13 protein-coding genes, 1 tRNA gene and 1 pseudogene are annotated in these 17,438 nt (G+C 44.4%); 6 read left to right on the forward strand and 9 right to left on the reverse strand.

Features of this window, described 5'->3' with window-relative positions; all coding sequences use genetic code 11:
- Window positions 1-11 precede the first annotated feature (11 nt).
- The 5 genes and pseudogenes from ACK8P8_RS14080 (at window position 12) to ACK8P8_RS22250 (ending at window position 4,612) form a co-directional block, all read left to right on the forward strand.
- Complete coding sequence (locus tag ACK8P8_RS14080) at window positions 12-1,397, forward strand: TlpA family protein disulfide reductase (RefSeq protein WP_099291438.1); 1,386 nt, start codon at window positions 12-14, stop codon at window positions 1,395-1,397.
- Between the two features lie 11 nt (window positions 1,398-1,408).
- Entirely contained in the window at window positions 1,409-2,230 is an 822-nt protein-coding gene (locus ACK8P8_RS14085; protein WP_369860384.1) for a fimbrillin family protein, read from the forward strand.
- Window positions 2,231-2,258: 28 nt separating this feature from the next.
- Window positions 2,259-3,770, forward strand: a complete 1,512-nt coding sequence (locus ACK8P8_RS14090; protein WP_369860383.1) for a fimbrillin family protein — start codon at window positions 2,259-2,261, stop codon at window positions 3,768-3,770.
- Between the two features lie 188 nt (window positions 3,771-3,958).
- Window positions 3,959-4,285: pseudogene (locus ACK8P8_RS22245) on the forward strand (AAA family ATPase); the annotation flags it as partial.
- Window positions 4,286-4,612, forward strand: a complete 327-nt coding sequence (locus ACK8P8_RS22250) for a PD-(D/E)XK nuclease domain-containing protein (protein WP_444860994.1) — start codon at window positions 4,286-4,288, stop codon at window positions 4,610-4,612.
- Here the strand turns inward: ACK8P8_RS22250 and ACK8P8_RS14100 are convergent.
- The gene (locus tag ACK8P8_RS14100; protein ID WP_369860381.1) at window positions 4,578-7,808 is read right to left on the reverse strand and encodes a glycoside hydrolase family 2 TIM barrel-domain containing protein; all 3,231 of its coding nucleotides are present in this window, start codon (window positions 7,806-7,808) and stop codon (window positions 4,578-4,580) included. The two genes, ACK8P8_RS22250 and ACK8P8_RS14100, sit on opposite strands and share 35 nt — an antisense overlap.
- 156 nt (window positions 7,809-7,964) lie before the next feature.
- Window positions 7,965-8,540, reverse strand: a complete 576-nt coding sequence (locus tag ACK8P8_RS14105; RefSeq protein ID WP_227216417.1) for a DUF4251 domain-containing protein — start codon at window positions 8,538-8,540, stop codon at window positions 7,965-7,967.
- Window positions 8,541-8,713: 173 nt separating this feature from the next.
- Between ACK8P8_RS14105 and ACK8P8_RS14110 the strand changes: the two genes are divergently transcribed.
- Window positions 8,714-10,330, forward strand: a complete 1,617-nt coding sequence (locus ACK8P8_RS14110; protein WP_099291445.1) for a CehA/McbA family metallohydrolase domain-containing protein — start codon at window positions 8,714-8,716, stop codon at window positions 10,328-10,330.
- Window positions 10,331-10,433: 103 nt separating this feature from the next.
- Here the strand turns inward: ACK8P8_RS14110 and ACK8P8_RS14115 are convergent.
- From ACK8P8_RS14115 to ACK8P8_RS14145, 7 genes are all read right to left on the reverse strand, one after another.
- Window positions 10,434-10,506 (reverse strand) — tRNA-Lys (locus ACK8P8_RS14115).
- Between the two features lie 73 nt (window positions 10,507-10,579).
- On the reverse strand, window positions 10,580-11,296 hold the full coding sequence (locus tag ACK8P8_RS14120) for a YebC/PmpR family DNA-binding transcriptional regulator (protein ID WP_099291457.1): 717 nt from the start codon (window positions 11,294-11,296) through the stop codon (window positions 10,580-10,582).
- A 100-nt stretch (window positions 11,297-11,396) separates the two neighbouring features.
- Window positions 11,397-12,671, reverse strand: a complete 1,275-nt coding sequence (locus ACK8P8_RS14125; RefSeq protein WP_369860380.1) for a FimB/Mfa2 family fimbrial subunit — start codon at window positions 12,669-12,671, stop codon at window positions 11,397-11,399.
- A 71-nt stretch (window positions 12,672-12,742) separates the two neighbouring features.
- Complete coding sequence (locus ACK8P8_RS14130; protein ID WP_227216423.1) at window positions 12,743-13,657, reverse strand: glutaminase; 915 nt, start codon at window positions 13,655-13,657, stop codon at window positions 12,743-12,745.
- 129 nt (window positions 13,658-13,786) lie between these two features.
- The gene (locus tag ACK8P8_RS14135; protein ID WP_369860379.1) at window positions 13,787-14,812 is read right to left on the reverse strand and encodes an AMP-binding protein; all 1,026 of its coding nucleotides are present in this window, start codon (window positions 14,810-14,812) and stop codon (window positions 13,787-13,789) included.
- A 3-nt stretch (window positions 14,813-14,815) separates the two neighbouring features.
- Window positions 14,816-15,877 (reverse strand): o-succinylbenzoate synthase, encoded by a 1,062-nt coding sequence (locus tag ACK8P8_RS14140; RefSeq protein ID WP_369860378.1) that lies wholly within the window; start codon window positions 15,875-15,877, stop codon window positions 14,816-14,818.
- A 200-nt stretch (window positions 15,878-16,077) separates the two neighbouring features.
- Window positions 16,078-17,427 carry a TlpA family protein disulfide reductase gene (locus ACK8P8_RS14145; RefSeq protein ID WP_369860377.1) on the reverse strand — a complete coding sequence of 450 codons (1,350 nt, stop codon included), beginning with the start codon at window positions 17,425-17,427 and terminating at the stop codon, window positions 16,078-16,080.
- Between the last annotated feature and the right edge of the window lie 11 nt (window positions 17,428-17,438).

A 17,438-nucleotide genomic window follows, 5' to 3' on the forward strand; every position in this document is an offset into this window, starting at 1 on the left:
AAAATAATACTATGAAAACATTTTTACTTATATTGATTTTGCTACTTGTTACTTGTTCTTCTCGTTTGTTCGCACAAGAAACCAAATTGACAATTGATTTGAGCCAATATTTTCAGAGGCCGAAGGTTAGTTTGTCCGGTCCGAATTTTAATGAAGTGCTGACTTACGATTCGTCTCGGAAAAGTGTGATATCCTTATCACTAAAAGAAGCTGCTTATTTCACTTTGAGTATTGATCTTAGTGCTAATACTCTCTATTTAGAACCGGGAAAAGATCTGATGATAAGCGTGGTCCCGAATGAAAAAGGAGAGTTTATCGCCATACATTTGGATCTTCGTTTTGAAGGAGAGAACGCAGATATTAATACTTATTTGAACACGTGTAAACTGGGCTCTATGGAGGATAAAGATTTTCTTTTAGATGAAACGACTTATCTTCGGAAAATAGAGCAACTTCTAAAACAAAATAAGAAAACAATTCACAAGTATAAATTGAATAAACAATTTGAAGAAAAAGAATTAATGCGTGCCCGTTATCAAGTGCTGGAAGGCGTGACGAGTTATCCGATTCAACATTTTTGGGAAGGGGGAAATAAAACAAGTGCTGTTTTTAAGGGAGGAGAAACTCCTATTGTAAAAGAATACATAGCTCGACAATTAATTGATGATGAAAAAGCGTGGCAAGTTTCTGCTTATAGAAAGTATGTGAAGTCAGCTGTAGCTATGTTGGCATTTACCGATTTTGGAGCTTCTTGGGAATCGATAATACAGGAGCGGTTGAGGGTATTGACACAATATTTTAAGAGTCCTCGAATCTTGGAAGATATGGTGCAAAATATGGCTCTCGTGTATGTCGAAAGCACAAGAGGTGATTCTTTGATGGGTTTCCAAACGGCTTATGATAAATATGTGTCTAAACCGGAATATAGGCAGGAGCTTGAAAAGGTGTATGCCATGTGGAATAAATTGAAAAAAGGGCAACACGTTGTTTCCAGTGGTGCGGTTTATGAGGATGTGGAAGGAAATACCGTCAGTTTGGATGATTTGAAAGGAAAGTATATTTACATTGATGTATGGGCAACGTGGTGTGGACCTTGTCGGGCAGAGATTCCTTTCTTGAAAAAATTGGAAGAAGAATTTCATGGTAAAAATATTCATTTCGTGAGTATTTCTATGGATGAACGGAAACGGAATTGGATTAAAATGGTGGAACAGGAGAAATTGGGAGGCATCCAATTATGGGGAGGACCGAGTGCTCAGATAGCGATTGACTATAAAATAAAGGGGATTCCTCGTTTTATATTGCTTGATAGGGAAGGAAAAGTGATTGATAATAATATGAGTCGTCCCTCTGAGGCTGTAACTAAGAAAGTATTGGAAGAATTAGAGGGAATTTAAATCGTGGAATTATGAATGTAAGATGGTTAATTGTCTTGTGTCTGTCGGTGGTCGGGGCGGCATGTGTACATACGATAGATGCGGAGGTGGAAAGTATACCTCGGGAAATTCATTTTAAAGTTCAGGCTTCAGCGCTTGCCCGTTCCAGCAAAGAGGTGTTCGCCGTGGGAGATTCTATCGGGATTTACGCGGTGAAACGTACGGAGGACGGGATTTCGGCGATACCCGCTCAAACAGGTAATCAAGCGCATAATGCTAAATGGGTAAAAACGGAGGACGGTTGGCAACCGGCTTCCCCGATAGATAAGGTACTTTGGAGTCAAGATAATGCACCCCTTGATTTTTATGCTTATTACCCGTATCAAAGAGAGGCTTTTGACCCTGCTGCAATAAATGTTCGTGTACATTCGAAACAAAACTCGGAGGTGGCTGTTGAGGAATCGGATGTCTTGCGTGCGGCAAATACCCGAGGATTGAGCGAAGGTGACGTGGAGCTTCAGTTTGAGCATATATTTTCTTTGGTTGAGGTGAAACTGGTGGGAGATAGAATCGTGGCAGGTTCTCCCGTGAAGGTAACCGCTAGTGAGATAGCGACTAATATGCAACTTAATTTAGGGACAGGGGAACTGTTTCCCTTGACGATGGGAAGCGTGGCGTTGTATTGTGCCGATTCGGAGCAAATGTTGTATAAAGCAATACTTCCTCCTCAGCAAGTGGAAGAAGGGTGTGCGTTTTTGCAATGTGAATTTGACGGTGTCACGTGTATATATCGTTCTCCCGGGATAAAATTGGAACCGGCTTGTTTGCAGGAATTTGAAATTGAAGTGAAATAAGGGTTGTAAGTAAAGTTCAGATAATAAAATGAAACGACAATATTATATATGGCTTTCCATGTTATTCTGTTTGTGGTTCGTGGAAGGATGTAATGATGATGATAGCACGGGTAATGATACTTCAGGAGCCGAACTTCATCTGTCAGCCTTGATAGACGGGGTGACGGTGGAGGAAACTGCTTATCGGTTTCAAGGAGGGCAGGAAGTAGGTATTTGGTTATCAACTACCGATGTTTCTGGAAAATTGGCTAATGCCGATGGGGTACATAACATGCGTTTTTCTCAAAGTGCGGGAGGTTTGGTTGCCGAACCTCGTGCCACTTGGAACAATCGTTCAACAATTAACGTGTACGCTTACGCTCCGTATGACCGGGAGGCTCAAGATGCGCCTCATGCTTATCCTTTTCAGCTTAATTTGCGGCAAGATACCGTTTCGTTGACTCCGGATGGGAATCGGCAAAGTGATTTTTTATGGACGAAACATGCGGCAACTTACACGAGTGAACCGCTTTTGTTGTCATTTCACCACTTGATGAGTAAAATAATCCTGCACGTGAAAAGTAATACTTCCATGCCCGGGAGTTTGATAGGTGGGCAACTATCCGTTTGCAATACTCAAACCGCTGCCAATATAGATTTGGGAACGGGAACCGTATCTCCGGTAGGAGCAAAAGGTAATGTTGTCGCCCGGGAGCTTCAAGATATACCGAACGGGTATGAAATGGCCCGGGAGGTTATTATCGTGCCCCAGACGATACATGTCGGAGAACAATTTTTGGATATCTTTACGCTCGGTAATTATTCTTGTGTTTGGAATGCGGACAAGGAGTTGGTTTTTGAATCCGGTAAACAGATTGTCATGGAGGTCGTGATTGACGAGGGAGAGTGTCATGTTCGGATAAAGGATATTTCTCCTTGGAAAGAGGGACAATCTCCAATCTTGGGCGAGGCTGTCGAAGATCTGCCAACATTTAAAGTGCTCGATTTTTATGACCGCCATGGAATACAGGGAATTGTTATCGACGTGGACGAAACGGGAACACACGGGTGGATTGTTTCCATGGATGAAGTTGAATTGGCTTGGGGAACAGCTCCTATGGGCACTTACTTCCCGAGCGCATACGATAGAGATAATGCTCAAGCTAATTTGAATGCAGTTTTGGCGGTAGATCCTGATTTAAAGAATTATCCCGCTATGAAATGGTGTAATGATAAGAACGTGGATGGGGTAACTGGTTGGGTGCTTCCAGCTCATAACGTGGTAAAAAAATTCGCACGATTAATTAGTAATCCGGATACATGGGCGCAATTTAATCAAGCAATTAGGAATTCTTCTGTCGCTAATTCGTCCCCGGTAAACATAGATTGGAATAGTTGGAATGATTATTATTATGCTTCATCTACACTGTCTATGACTGATAATGTGAGGAATGCGGGATGTTCAATGACGAATAATTATTGGTATGGTACTTGTTATGTCGATGCTAATCTTCTTCCTCAGGAAGCAATATTCTATGTCAGGGCATTTCGGGAGTTTTGAAATAGAATGTGATTAGTCCTTGGTGGCTTATTTATGTGGATGCGTTGTCATTTTCTGGAATTGTTGCATTTGATTTCTGGAAATGACAACGTGTTTTGTTATGGATACGGGTAGTAATATCTTTTTATGGACCGAATATGTTTAATGATTGAAAGGTTGTAACTTTGTGATGATTAAAATATCAGGTTATGGCAACGAAGAAACTTCCTTATGGTTTAAGTGATTTCCGTTTATTGCAAACGGATGATTATTATTACGTGGACAAAACTCGTTTTATCGAGGAGGTGGAGAATTCTCCTCGATTTTTATTTATGATACGTCCTCGTCGTTTCGGGAAGTCGTTGTGGTTGTCGATACTGGAAAGTTATTATGACGTGGCGTTCGAGGAGTTGTTCGGGAAATATTACATCGGGCAACACCCGACACCGGAGCGGAATAAATATTTGATATTGAGTTTTAATTTTGCCGGAGTGAGCCCGGATATCGATCGTTTGGAACAATCTTTCTGGGGGCATTTGGATCTTACTATTTGGTCGGAGCAAGAATTGGGAAAGGGATATTGCGACCTGTGGATGGCGCCGAACTTGGTGAATCATCCCGGAATGAAGTACAGTTACATGGTGGAGTTCAAGTATCTAAAGCATGGAGCCACAGACCAAGAAGTTGCCAATAAACTGGAAGAGGCAAAAGAGCAATTGCGCCGATATGCCGATGACAAAAAAATAAAAGCCCAAGCCGGACTCACGGAAATACGTTATATCGCTGTCGTTTACCGGGCTTGGGAATTGGTTAAGTTGGAAGAGGTTTCTATGGCAAATACCGATACCCCGTGTGGTTGTTAATTTCAGAGTTATTGTTGATCGGGATGATCATAACACTCCAATAGTAATCACGGTTCGCAGAGAGCGTGTACCGCGGGTAGGGTCGGGAACCCCAACTATCGTCGCCCGCGACACCCATCATCCGGTGGTCAAGACATACTTCCACGAAGTTACGGGGGAGGATCTCGTTGACATGGGTTTGCTTGGGTTTGCGGTTTTGTGCCATTAACGGATCATGGGATTCGTCTTTCGTGAAGTTTTGCCATTGGTAAGGGCTGGTGGATTCTTCACTATCGAAGTCCTCTATCCGATTGCGGGATACGTTAAATTCCATTAGATTCGAATCGGCTACAAAGAGGAGTCCTTTACCTGTTTTGTCTGTTAGGGCTAACCAACGGACATCTGTTTTGTGCCCGTTCTCCTGCGGACGAACGTAAGGCACGTACTGTTGCTCGGCGGTACTCTTGTAATGTTCGACGAGTGTCCCATGGTTGCGGTCGCGATAGTTCTCCTCGGGACCTCGTCCGAAATATTCCATTTGGTTGAGGTCTGACGGGACACGGAAGCGTGTACCTATTCTGGGTATTTCCGGGGCATTGGGATTAGCTTCCAGATGACAGGCCACGTTCAGGTAACCGGAGGGATAAATCGTGTAGGACACGTGGTAACGGGTGTTACTTTCCTGCAACCGATACGTGATTGTCAGATTCGTACTTATTGTCGAGGCAGAAGTCCGGATTCCGGCGATTTTAAAATTCTTGCCGGCTTGTTTCCACGCTTGCAGGCGATGGGGCATACCGTTGCCGTAGTCATTATCGGTGGCTCCCCGCCAGAAGTTGGGTTGGAAGCCGAAATCATCCGCTATATACTGTACGCCTTTCACCCGGTAAGAAGTAACGTACCCTTTTTGCTTGTGGAAGACAAATTCCATGTCCGGGTTGGAAATACGAATTTCCGGTCCGTTCTCTTCCATGGAAAGCACTGGTTCCGGGGCGGCTTGATAAACGGGTTTAGGTGTCGTTACCGGGATTTGGAATTGTTCGGAAGCCACGATGTAGCCCGCGGGAGCGAATAAGGCGGGCTTTTTGGTTTTCACGTGTAGATTCAAGAAATATTCCACGCCGGGTTTTATCTTTAGATTCCTAAGCGGGATGGTTACTTGACGGTCTTTACCCGGAGCGATATTTTGCGAGGGAAGAGTTCCCGAATGTAGAATTTCCGTGTCGCCGATCAACGTGTATTCAATGGCGAACTGGTTGAGGTTGGTGAAGTCATAACGGTTTTCTATTTTCACGACGCCTTTGCTGATATCGACCGCCTGAAACCAAACGTACTGATAGGCTTTTTTTACTTCCGTGAGTCCGGGGTGCGGTTCCCGGTCGGGACCGACAAGACCGTTACACAGGAAATTGCCGTCGGATGGAGCGTCTTTCCCGAAATCTCCCCCGTAAGCCCAGAATGGTGTACCGTTCTCATCTTTCACGAGTATGCCTTGGTCTATCCAGTCCCAGATAAATCCGCCTTGGAGATTGGGATAGCGATAGATCACGTTCCATAAATCCATGAAGTTTCCGGTACTATTGCCCATGGCGTGAGCGTATTCGGACATGATATACGGTCGGTCTGTTTGTGAATTACCCCACCGTTCGAGAGCGTCGGCACCCGGGTACTGGGGACAATAAATATCCGTGTTCCACTCGAATCCGGCCCGTTCGTATTGTATCGGGCGAGAAGTATCCTGTGCTTTCAACCAATTGTAAGTCACGTAGAAATTGTACCCGTTCCCGGCTTCGTTACCGAGAGACCAGAATGTGATACAGGGATAGTTTTTGTTTGTTTCGTACATGTTCACGGTGCGATCCATGTGGGCATTCAGCCAGCGTGGGTTATTACCGAGTGTGCGACCTTTGCGAAGGTCATATCCCATGCCGTGGGATTCGATATTCGCCTCGTTGCACACGTAGAAACCGTACTCGTTACAGAGTTCATAGAAACGACGTTGTTGAGGGTAATGACAACAACGGATAGCATTGATATTATGGCGTTTCATCGTTTTGAAATCTTTTCGCATATCGGCTTCGCCGAGTACATGCCCCGTGTGTTCGTTATGCTCGTGGTAATTGACACCTTTGATGAGTACGGGACGCCCGTTCACGAGGAATTGGTTGCCCCGGATTTCAAATTTGCGGAATCCGACCCGAAAAGGAATAATTTCGGTTTGTTTGCCCGATTGTTCGATTTGAATAAAAAGTTGGTAGAGATGGGGTGTTTCCGCTGTCCATGCCTCTACTTGTGGAATCGTGGTGTCGAAATGAACACGGGCGATAGAATCGACGTTGACTATTTTCTGCCCTTCCGCTACTCGTGTACCCGACGGACTTTCCAATTGATAACGCACGGTGATTTGTCCCGGTTGTTTCGGATTTTTGTTTACCAAGGTTAGGTCAAGCCCGAAAAGTCCATTGGTATAACTGCTGTCCAAGTCCTGTCGGATGGAGAAATCCCAAGGATGAACGGGAGATTGCGCGAAGAGATAGACATCTCTTTCAATCCCGCTGATACGCCAGAAATCCTGACATTCAAGATAACTGCCCGTTGACCAGCGATAGACTTCAAGAGCGATCAGATTCTGTCCCGGTTTCAAGTAACGGGTGATATTGTATTCCACGGGATCTTTGGAATCTTCGTTATATCCCACTTTTGTCCCGTTCACGTAAAGGTAACAACCGGACTTCACCGCCCCGATGTGCAGGAATATTTCTTTCCCGTCCCATTGTTCCGGCAATTCGAAGTATTTGCGATATGATCCTACCGGATTTTCTTCCGGCAGAAGTGGCGGTTGCGGGTTGCGGGGGCAAAACTCGTACGGGTGATTCGTATACAAGGCGACCCCGTACCCGTTGACTTCCCAGTTTGCCGGAACCTCGATTTCTTCCCAACCGGAATCATTAAAATCCGTTTTGTAAAAATTTATCGGGCGTTTCTTGTAGGTAGAAACCCAGAGGAATTTCCATTTACCGTTCAAAGACTTGTAGTCTGCGGAAGCCTTGAAATCGTTATCTCGGGCTTTGTCAATATCCCCGTAAGTCATAAACGGGGTTCTCGGGTATTCTTTCCCGACAAAAGGGATCGTTTCGTCCTGCCATTCCGGCTTGTCCTGCATATAGGCTGTAAGACAAATGAAACAACAAAGAATAGTGAAGAATAGTCTTTTCATCTTTCGTGTGGTTTGTAGGTTACAAATGTAAAGATAGTACATTTTTGTTAAAAGATGACACGAAGGATGTAAAGTCGTAAGATTTTTAATAATATACCCCTTCATCTCTCCTTTGTACGGGGGATGAAGGGGCGTGGTTGTATCTGAACGTATGCACTAACGTTTAATCCCTTCAAAAATACTTGCTTTTTCCTGTGGCAAAAGTTTGCCCATCATTGTAAGGGTATTTGAATTGAAGGAGGGCGAAATCCTTGCCGAAACGTTATTAGAGCTTGGAGAGAGAGAAATAGTCACGTATGCGGAAATACTCACTCCTTGGACATAAAAACTATAAATAACGCTTCCGTTCTTGTCCGTTTTCATTTTGACGTCCGATACATTTCCTTCGACAGTGAAACCGCCTAATCCGTTTTGAAGCGGACGGGGGGTATCGAAACTTACTTGCACGGTAGCTTTTTTATTTGCCATAGAAATGAAATTTCTCGTGGCACTTACACTTGTTGATCTACCTCTTTTGAAGATCAAATGGTGGGCTTCCAGTACAAAATTATTGTTTTCCAGAGCCCGGATCGCTTCCTTGTACAATCGTTCATTTTCTTTTTGTTGAGCGATTTTACGTTCTTGTCTGGTTAGTTTGCGTTGCTCTTTAGCCGTCATGTTTTGTGCGGTTAGCGACGCGAAGGTGCCTAGCACGAGGGCCAGCATCATGAATAATGTAGTGATGTGTCTCATAATATAGTGTATTTTGAGATTTTTACGTGAAAGAAACAAGAAAGTTATTCCCCTGCACCCGGGAAAACCTGTTACGAGAGGGCGTTACTATTTCTTCATTATTCTGAAATCTATTGGTAACATCGGGTACATACATTTGTGACGCAAAATTTAATCAATGAAACTTTGAAAACATGAAAAACAATTTATTATTATCACTTGCGCTCGTTGTAGCTTTATTCTCGGCTTGTAATGAAAACTCCGATCCGGAAATCGGAGGTGGAGGCAATGAAGAAGAAAAACCGGTATTCGGAACGTATCTGACAGGAGATTTTCACCAACACACGGCTTACTCGGATGGTACGAATCCAATTAAATTTGTCTATTCTCAAGCTAAAAAATATGACCTTGATTTCTCCGTGAATAGTGAACACGGGGGTGCTTTCGGGGGTGATGCCAGTGAGGGGGATTTCGAGGGAGAATGTCCGAGATGGAGTGAAACAACCGTATTTAAAGGGGATGCAAACGGCAGAAACATGTGGCGTTGGCAATCGATAAAAGATTATAGTTGGTTACAGACAAAGGCTTTCGGGGATGCAAACAAAGATATGATTATCATGCAAGGTTTGGAATGGAACCCCGCGGGACACGAACATGCGAGTACGTGCATTATCACGGGACAATTTGATGGTCCCGATGCTTCGAGAAATGCTGATGCGATGGCACAGTTTGAATATATGTTTGATAACAATGACAAGGATCAGACTGGCGGCAATGAATACGGTTGGGTTAAGTCCTCGAAAGCAGGTCACGAAAAAACAATGGAAGCCGCGGCTTGGTTGCAGGCTAATCACCGGAAAACAAGTTGGATAGTACCTGCACACCCGGAACGCCAGAACAAATGGTCTATATCCGATTTCCGGGATTTGAATGATGTCGCACCGGATGTATTTGTTGCTTTTGAAAGTACTCCGGGGCATCAAGCATCCGCGAACCGTGGAGGAATAGGTAATTCATCTTCATTCAAAAAGAGTTATACTTACGGCGGTACCGGTATCATGGCAGCACAAGTCGGAGGACTCTGGGATGCGATGTTGTCCGAAGGGCGGAATTTTTGGTTAGTTGCCAATTCCGATTTTCATAAGCATGTCAGTAAGGGGGCGGATGATTTTTATCCCGGTGAATACCAGAAAACATATGTGTCTGTCAAAGAAAAAACGGCACAAGGTATTGTTGACGGTCTTCGCTCCGGTAATATATTTACGGTTCATGGTGATCTGATTGATAAACTTGAATTTTCTATCGGCTCGGCAACCATGGGACAAACGTATACTGCAAAAACAGAAAAAATCAAGATTAGTATTGTTGTTCGGGACCCTGAAACAAACAATAATAACATGTACACGTCGCTGACAAATCCAAAACTTGATCATATCGATTTAATCGCCGGCGAAATGCGTTCTAAAATAACTAAAGGTTCTGCGGAATACAGTATCGACAATTACGATAAAACGAAAGTTATCGCTCGTTTCGATGCAGTCGGTGGTGTAACTGACGCGAATGGTATCGTGAGCCAGAAATGGACAACCCGAGAAGGGGGAGTTAAAGTGATCGAGTACGAGGTGGAACTTACCAAGGATACGTATTTTAGGTTACGCGGAACAAATCATGGCTTGAATAAAGCAGGTGAAACCGATGCTAACGGAAATCCGTTAGTCGATACTCCCACGGCAAATAATGAAGCCGCGGCAAAAGTCTCTTTCGAGGATTTATGGTTTTACTCGAATCCTATCTTCGTGAAGAAAAATTAAGTAGTTAATAATCTACAAGGTACCCACTTGACTTTTCTATAGTTAGGTGGGTATTTACTTCCTATAAAAAAACCACCTACTTTCGTAAGTGGCTCATTTTCGGTGACCTCGGTGGGACTCGAACCCACGGCCCATTGATTAAGAGTCAATTGCTCTACCAGCTGAGCTACGAAGTCTTCCTTGTTGCGAGCGGTTTTAACCGTTTTGCGGGTGCAAATATGCAACAATATTTTTTAATCTGCAAGAAAATTATTCTTTAATGTTGTGATAAACGTTGGTTACGTCATCATCTTCTTCTAATTTTTCCAGCAATTTGTCGACGGTTTCTCTTTGTTCCTCGGTTAATTCTTTTGTATCGAGAGGAATACGTTCGAATTCTCCACTGGTAATCTCGTATTTGCTATCTTCCAGATATTTTTGGATAGCACCGAATGATTCGAATGCACCGTAGATAATCACGTGGTTTTCCTCGTCTTCAAAGATTTCGTCGGCACCGTAGTCAATCATTTCCAACTCGAACTCTTCGAGGTCGAAGTTTTCGGGGCGGGAGATTTTGAACACGCATTTGCGGTCGAACAAGAAGTCCAGACTTCCGGTTGTTCCCAGTGAGCCGCCGTATTTGGAGAAACAGTGGCGCACGTTGGCAACGGTACGCGTATGGTTATCGGTAGCGGTTTCCACGACAACGGCGATACCGAAAGGTGCGTATCCCTCGTACACGATTTCCTTGTAATCTGAAGTGTCTTTTGAAATGGCGCGTTTGATGGCACGTTCCACGTTTTCCTTCGGCATATTTTCCGCTTTCGCATTTTGGATAAGGATACGCAAACGAGTATTATTTGCTGGGTCTGGTCCTCCTGCTTTTACGGCAATATCAATCTCTTTTCCTATTCTCGTGAACGTGCGGGCCATGTTGCCCCATCTTTTTAGCTTCCGTGCTTTACGGTATTCGAACGCTCTTCCCATATTATTGTGAATATAATTTATTATACGATTTGGAACGCGAATTTAGTTTTTATACTGAAAACTTAAAAGGAATTCCATGATTTTCTGGTATGAAAGTATCTCATTCGACGAGTTCTACGCTAAAATCATCAATATAAATACCCTCGTCGGGGACAATAGCCTTACCATAGGTGCGGATTTCCACCCGCAAATATTTTGCTCCTTCCGGGGCGGTGAATGTTTTGCCGTTGAAGACATTAATCCACTCGTCGGTTTGCTTCAGATAAGTTTGTGCTTGAATCGGTTTGTTGTATTCCGACGGGAGAGCCGTACTTTTGTTCTTTCGCCAGTAACAGTAATATTTCCATGAGAAATTAGCGGACGGGGCATTCACGAACATTTTAATCTCGTAGCGGGTGAGGGCTTCGACGGGAACATCTTGGTATAGATAAGTCTTTCCTTGCAGGAATACCGCTTGTTTTCCCGAGCGTGTTTTATCCCCGTTTACTTTTATTGCGCAGCTATCCCGCCCGTCTCTAAAGAAACGCCAGTGGTCGGGTTCTTTGTCGGGAGCTTTCCATGATTCAAATCCCCCGTTTTCCAATAGATTGATGCCATTTCCTTGCAATCCTCCTTCTTCCAATTCAAGAAAACTGCTTTCCACCCGGATGATTCGGTTCGTGTCTATGCTTTCCGTGAACGGGATGATTTTGCGTTTTTCTTTATCTCCCGTGCGATAGGTGACGGACAGGGTTGCTTCTCCTTTTCCGGCGGGAAAAGTCAAGAGTTCGACATGCCCTTGATTTGCTTCCCGATGCATCGGTTTCGTGATTGTCCCGAATGTATTCGTGTTTGAGCCTGTAAAATTGATGGCGGAGGGGACGAATGACAGTTCAAAATTCACATTATCGACCTCTTCGGGTATATTTTCCAGCCTCACTTGCAATTGAGCCACCCTTCGATAAAGATTTACGGTAAAGACGGCGTCTTTATTTTCCGAGATACTTACACTTTGGAGAGATGTCAGTATATCATCCGCCTCTTCAAAAATCTCTCCTTTTTGAGGTAAACGGAGTAGTATATTTTCCAGTGTTTCTCCTGTATCAAAATTTATATCCGGGCAGTTAGCCACGCAAGCGAGGCGATAGCGTCCGAAGGGAAGTTTTGCCCGTAGCGTGTTTTCATGCAAATCATTTCGGGTGAAATGTTCGTGACGGACAACACGGTTATCCCGGTCTATGGCGAACAGAGCCAGCGTTTCGAAAGCCGGGGTATGGAGAGATGCGTTACCGGGCGTGTAACTTTGGAACAAAAGTTGTGTTTCTTTTCCCGTGATTTGTTCGTCCCGGTTACAAGAAAAAAACAGCAATAGCCCAAAGAAGATGATTTTCCTCATAAACGCTAATTTATCCTTACTTAACAAAAGTAAGGAATAAGCGCGAGAAAATCAAGAATTATATATCTTGATTAGAAAATAGAAATCCCGATATTCGTGGTGAATCTTTCGAGTGTTTCTATACCCATGTACGAGTTCCCGTGTTCGTTTAGTTCAGGGCTCCACACGGCGATACTGAGTTTACCCGGGATAATGGCGACCACTCCCCCGCCTACGCCACTTTTACCCGGCATACCAACCCGGAACGCGAAATCTCCCGATTCGTCGTAGAAACCGCAGGTAAGCATTAAGGCACTGAGGCGCTTCGAGCGGCTGACCGTCAGGATTTGTTCGTCGTTGTGCGGGTTCACCCCGTGATTTGCCAGAAAGAGAAAAGATTTTGCCAGATCCTCGCAAGTCATGGCAAGGCTGCATTGATTGCAATACACGTCAATAAGCGAATCCACGTCGTTGTCGATGTTTCCGAAACTTTTCATGAAATATCCCAAGGCTTGGTTACGGCTGGCGTGTTCCTGTTCCGATTGGGCTACAATTTTGTCAAAATAAATATCTTCCGAGCCGGCGACTCCCCGCACGAACTGGAGTATCGCTTCTTTGGGACGGTGGTAGAGGTTCATCAATTTGTCCGTGACCACGAGAGCCCCGGCATTGATGAACGGGTTACGGGGAATGCCGTGTTCATGTTCAAGCTGGACGAGCGAATTGAAAGGAGTTCCCGACGGTTCCCGTCCCACGTATTGCCACAGGTCACTTCCCATGTGGCGCACGACCATGGCGAGCGTGAATACTTTAGATATACTTTGGATGGAAAACTTGGTCTGGTAATCTCCCGTGCCGATGATTTGCCCGTCCATGGTAGCTATGGCAATCCCGTACTGTCGCGGGTTCACGTTTGCCAGTGCCGGTATATAATTGGCGACTTCTCCTTTCCCGAAGAAAGGTTTTACCTCGTTATATATATTTTCGATAACTTCCTTGTAGTTCATAAGTTCAAAAACTTTGTTTTTGAGTTACAGGTTGCAAGTTGGCAGGTTACAAGTTGAGAAACCGGAAACTCGCTGGATTGCAACTCTAATTTGTATGTTTTTTGTGCGGCAAAGATAGAAAAGTTTTTGTTACATTAGTTTTCGGATGACTTTTCCCGAGTAAGTTTCCGTGAAATGTTCCCGGAAGTAAATCTTTTTAGGTACTTCGTATGGGTGTAATAGCTGTTTCAGTTGTTCCTGAAGTCGTTTTTTTCCTGCCTTATCCCATGGTATATCTTCAATGACGAGAACGGTTCGTTGTCCCAGTCGGGTATCCTCCTCGGGCATAATAAAGAAACGTTGTTTCACGAGGAGGGCAATCTTTGCTTCGATTTTCTCGGGGAATAATTTTATGCCTCCGGAATTAATCACGTTGTCATGACGTCCCAGCCATTCGAAACGTGTCGTGTCGACGAGATTAACAATGTCATTAGTGGTAAAGGTTTGTTGATGCAAATGTGGGGCGTGGATGATTAGGCACTGCCTTTCGTCTGTTTCGAAATGCACGTCGCCTAAGGCAAAGTAGTCGGGTGATTTCTTTACGCCGTTAATATCCCGCAGGGCAACGTGTGACACGGTTTCAGTCATGCCGTAGGTGGAATAACAACGTGTGGGGACTTGTTGCAGGCGTTCTTCCAGTACCGGGGAAAGGGCTGCACCCCCGATAATTACTTGTTTGATTCGGGAGAATTTTTCTGCTGTTTCCGGGGTGGCAAGACAGGTTGCTACCTGCATGGGAACCATGGCGGCAAAGTCAATGTCTTGTTCTAAATTCTTCAACGGGGATGACGAGGGGGGAACTACAATTAAATCGGCTCCCGCGAGAATACTGCGGACAATCATCATCTTCCCGGCGATATACGACGGGGAGAGGCATAATAATAAACGGGATTCGGAATGGATATCGAAGTATGCGTTTGTAATTTTAGCTGACGCCAGCATGTCCTGCTTTGACAACCGGATAGTTTTCGGTGTTCCCGTGGAGCCGGAAGTATGTCCGGTCACGTGGTCTTTATCGTCATACCATTCTTGCAGGAATGTGACTACATCCGGATTGTTGATAGCCTGCAATGCTTCCGGCATGGTGTAGCGAATACCGTTTATTTTGATTGTCATAATCTAAAATTCTATCGGGGTTACATCCCATGAACATTGCGGGTTATACCGGATAGTCGAACCGGTTTGTTCCAGCGGGGCGGGAATATTATTCGTGTAGAGTTGTCCGGTTCCCAGTCCTTGGGGCATACCCGTCGGGTGGAAATTCAATATATAAGCAGTCCATTGTGCGATGGCGTTGAGTCCGATATTGGATTCCAGCGCGGAAGTAATCCACCAGCCGATACCGCGTTCCCGAGCACGTGCTATCCATTCCCATGAGCCGGAGAAACTTCCTGTTAAAGATGGCTTTATTACAACATATTGGGGATGAATCATGTCAAGTAACTCACCTTTTTCACCTGTTTTGTTAATTCCTATCAATTCTTCATCCAGAGCAATCGGGATAGGGGTATTTCGGCATAAAGCAGCCATCTCTTTCCACTGTCTTTGGCGGATAGGTTGCTCTATTGAATGGATGTCATAGCGTGACAGTTCTTCCAGTTTACGGGGAGCCTCCCGCGGGGTAAAAGCCCCGTTCGCGTCTACTCTCAACTCGACGGTTTCTTTGCTGAATTGTTTTCGGATATAGCGTAATAAATCTAATTCCTCCTCGAAACCGATAGCCCCGATTTTCAGTTTGACACAATGGAATCCGGCATCCAGTTTTTCGATAATCCGTTGGCGCATGGTATCCTTATCACCCATCCAGATTAAACCGTTAATCTCGATGTCTTTTTGTCCTTCGGTAAAAAGACCGGGATAGATAATGCGTTTGCCTCCGTTTTTTAAATCCGACAGGGCGGTATTCACTCCGAAGCTGATAGAACTCCAGTTTCGGAAGTAGTGTATATGGCGTATTTTGCCAATATCCCGGCAGGTTTCTTGTAGTTTCCTCTCGTATTCGGGGCGGTCGTCTGCGCTTAATCCTCGGAATAAAGCACATTCCCCCAGTCCGTATATTTCGGGGTGTTCCGAATCCCAGATTTTAATGAACCAAGTCTCTTTTTCCGTGAGAATGCCGCGGGAGGTTCCCGCGGGTTGTTTGAATTTCAGAATATATCTCGTGTACTTTGCTTGTAACATATCATTCTTCGGTTTTGTACAAGCAAAAGTAAGATATTCTGTAAATGAAAGCAAGGAAGAGGCTAAAAAGTCGGTTTGTACGAGCTCCCCCCTCCAACACCCCCTTACACAGGGGGAGAGAAACCGCTTCGGTAATTACTTCTCTTCGTGAATAATAATTAACCAAGCTGTTTTCCCACCTGTGGAGGGAGGCGTTAGGGTTAAATATTAGGAAGAGCGTTTAAAATCTTTTCGGCGTCCGGGGAAGAAGGACGGACAGCTTTGGGGGTAATAATCTTGCCATCCGGATCAATAAGAATGAAATGAGGGATGCCGTTGATATTATAATCCCGTTGGAATTGACTCCCTCGCCCAAGCAAAAGTTGAACGCCGGAGAGTTCTCCCGATTTGACCATTTTTTCCCATGCCGCTTTGTCCTCGTCAGTGGAAAGACCGAGGAAGGTGATGTTTTTCCCTTCCATTTTCTTTTCCAGTTCTTTCAGGTAGGGCATTTCTCTTTTGCAGGGACCGCACCACGTTGCCCACATATCGATATATAAATACTTCCCTTTGAAATCCTTCAAGGAGTAAGTTTTGCCGTTAATGTCTTTTGCTTTGAAGTCCGGGGAAAGTTTTCCGGCAACGGCAATATTCCATTTGTCGTACTCTGTTTTATAGGCAGCCCGTAAAGTCGGGTCTGTCACGTAGGTATTGTAAATATTTTCCATTTCGGTGATATTATTAATACCGTTTTTCTTTATCTGTCTGACTGCAATCTCGTTAAGAAGAGATTGTTTTAGCTTGTCATTTTTGAAATGTTGAGCGATATATTTCATTCGGGCAACATTTTTATTGTAAATGTCGGAGATTTCTTTATCCTTGCTTCCAAGTATAAGAGCGGACTCTATAATAAATTCCCTGTAAATGTCGAGGTCAATCAAACTCTCATCCTCTTGTACATATTGTTCCAACGTTGAATAATACTCCTCGTTCGGGCGATAAGTCGTGTCGAACATGACATGCCCCATGGGATACATAACCAAACTAACCAGATATGAATATTTAATTCGTCCCTCTTCCAGTTTTACAAATTCGGGATTTGTCGTTTCCAGTTTTCGGGCTTTCAGTAAGGCGGTAGCCTCGTCTATCTTCTCGTTGGCAAGACTCATAATCCCGTCCAATGAACGCTCGTAATCGGGGGGATTTATCGGGGCATAAGTGATAGAATTAAGGTATTCTATCGCCGGAGCATTCTTTCCCTCGAATTTCATGCCGTCCTTAAAATTGTTGGCATCAAAAGAAATCGTTACACGATCGCCTTTCCGGAAAAAAACATTCTTGGATTCCTCGCCATAAAACAGCCGGGCATATATCACATTGCCCTGCAATGTACAGGTGGCTTTCCCGTGTTTGTCCAGATCCATTTCCTTGATTATTTCCGGGCTGACAACAATGGCGATCTTGGAATAGGTCATGTTTTGCACTTTGAAGTCCACGACAATATCGTCGTTGTTCTTCTGTGAACAAGAGCAAGCGAGCGAGAGTAAAATAATAAATATAAAGCTTCTCATTTCAAGTATAT

It is taken from the genome of Butyricimonas muris, from assembly GCF_046365375.1.
GTDB classification, from domain to species: domain Bacteria; phylum Bacteroidota; class Bacteroidia; order Bacteroidales; family Marinifilaceae; genus Butyricimonas; species Butyricimonas muris.

Bases quoted from the DNA above. Each gene is read 5' to 3' on its own strand.
- ACK8P8_RS14110 (WP_099291445.1), top strand. From the start codon at position 8,714: ATGAAAAACAATTTATTATTATCACTTGCGCTCGTTGTAGCTTTATTC.
- ACK8P8_RS14140 (WP_369860378.1), bottom strand. From the start codon at position 15,877: ATGTTACAAGCAAAGTACACGAGATATATTCTGAAATTCAAACAACCC.
- ACK8P8_RS14100 (WP_369860381.1), bottom strand. From the start codon at position 7,808: ATGAAAAGACTATTCTTCACTATTCTTTGTTGTTTCATTTGTCTTACA.
- ACK8P8_RS14135 (WP_369860379.1), bottom strand. From the start codon at position 14,812: ATGACAATCAAAATAAACGGTATTCGCTACACCATGCCGGAAGCATTG.
- ACK8P8_RS14120 (WP_099291457.1), bottom strand. From the start codon at position 11,296: ATGGGAAGAGCGTTCGAATACCGTAAAGCACGGAAGCTAAAAAGATGG.
- ACK8P8_RS14105 (WP_227216417.1), bottom strand. From the start codon at position 8,540: ATGAGACACATCACTACATTATTCATGATGCTGGCCCTCGTGCTAGGC.
- ACK8P8_RS14090 (WP_369860383.1), top strand. From the start codon at position 2,259: ATGAAACGACAATATTATATATGGCTTTCCATGTTATTCTGTTTGTGG.
- ACK8P8_RS14130 (WP_227216423.1), bottom strand. From the start codon at position 13,657: ATGAACTACAAGGAAGTTATCGAAAATATATATAACGAGGTAAAACCT.
- ACK8P8_RS14080 (WP_099291438.1), top strand. From the start codon at position 12: ATGAAAACATTTTTACTTATATTGATTTTGCTACTTGTTACTTGTTCT.
- ACK8P8_RS14085 (WP_369860384.1), top strand. From the start codon at position 1,409: ATGAATGTAAGATGGTTAATTGTCTTGTGTCTGTCGGTGGTCGGGGCG.
- ACK8P8_RS14145 (WP_369860377.1), bottom strand. From the start codon at position 17,427: ATGAGAAGCTTTATATTTATTATTTTACTCTCGCTCGCTTGCTCTTGT.
- ACK8P8_RS14125 (WP_369860380.1), bottom strand. From the start codon at position 12,671: ATGAGGAAAATCATCTTCTTTGGGCTATTGCTGTTTTTTTCTTGTAAC.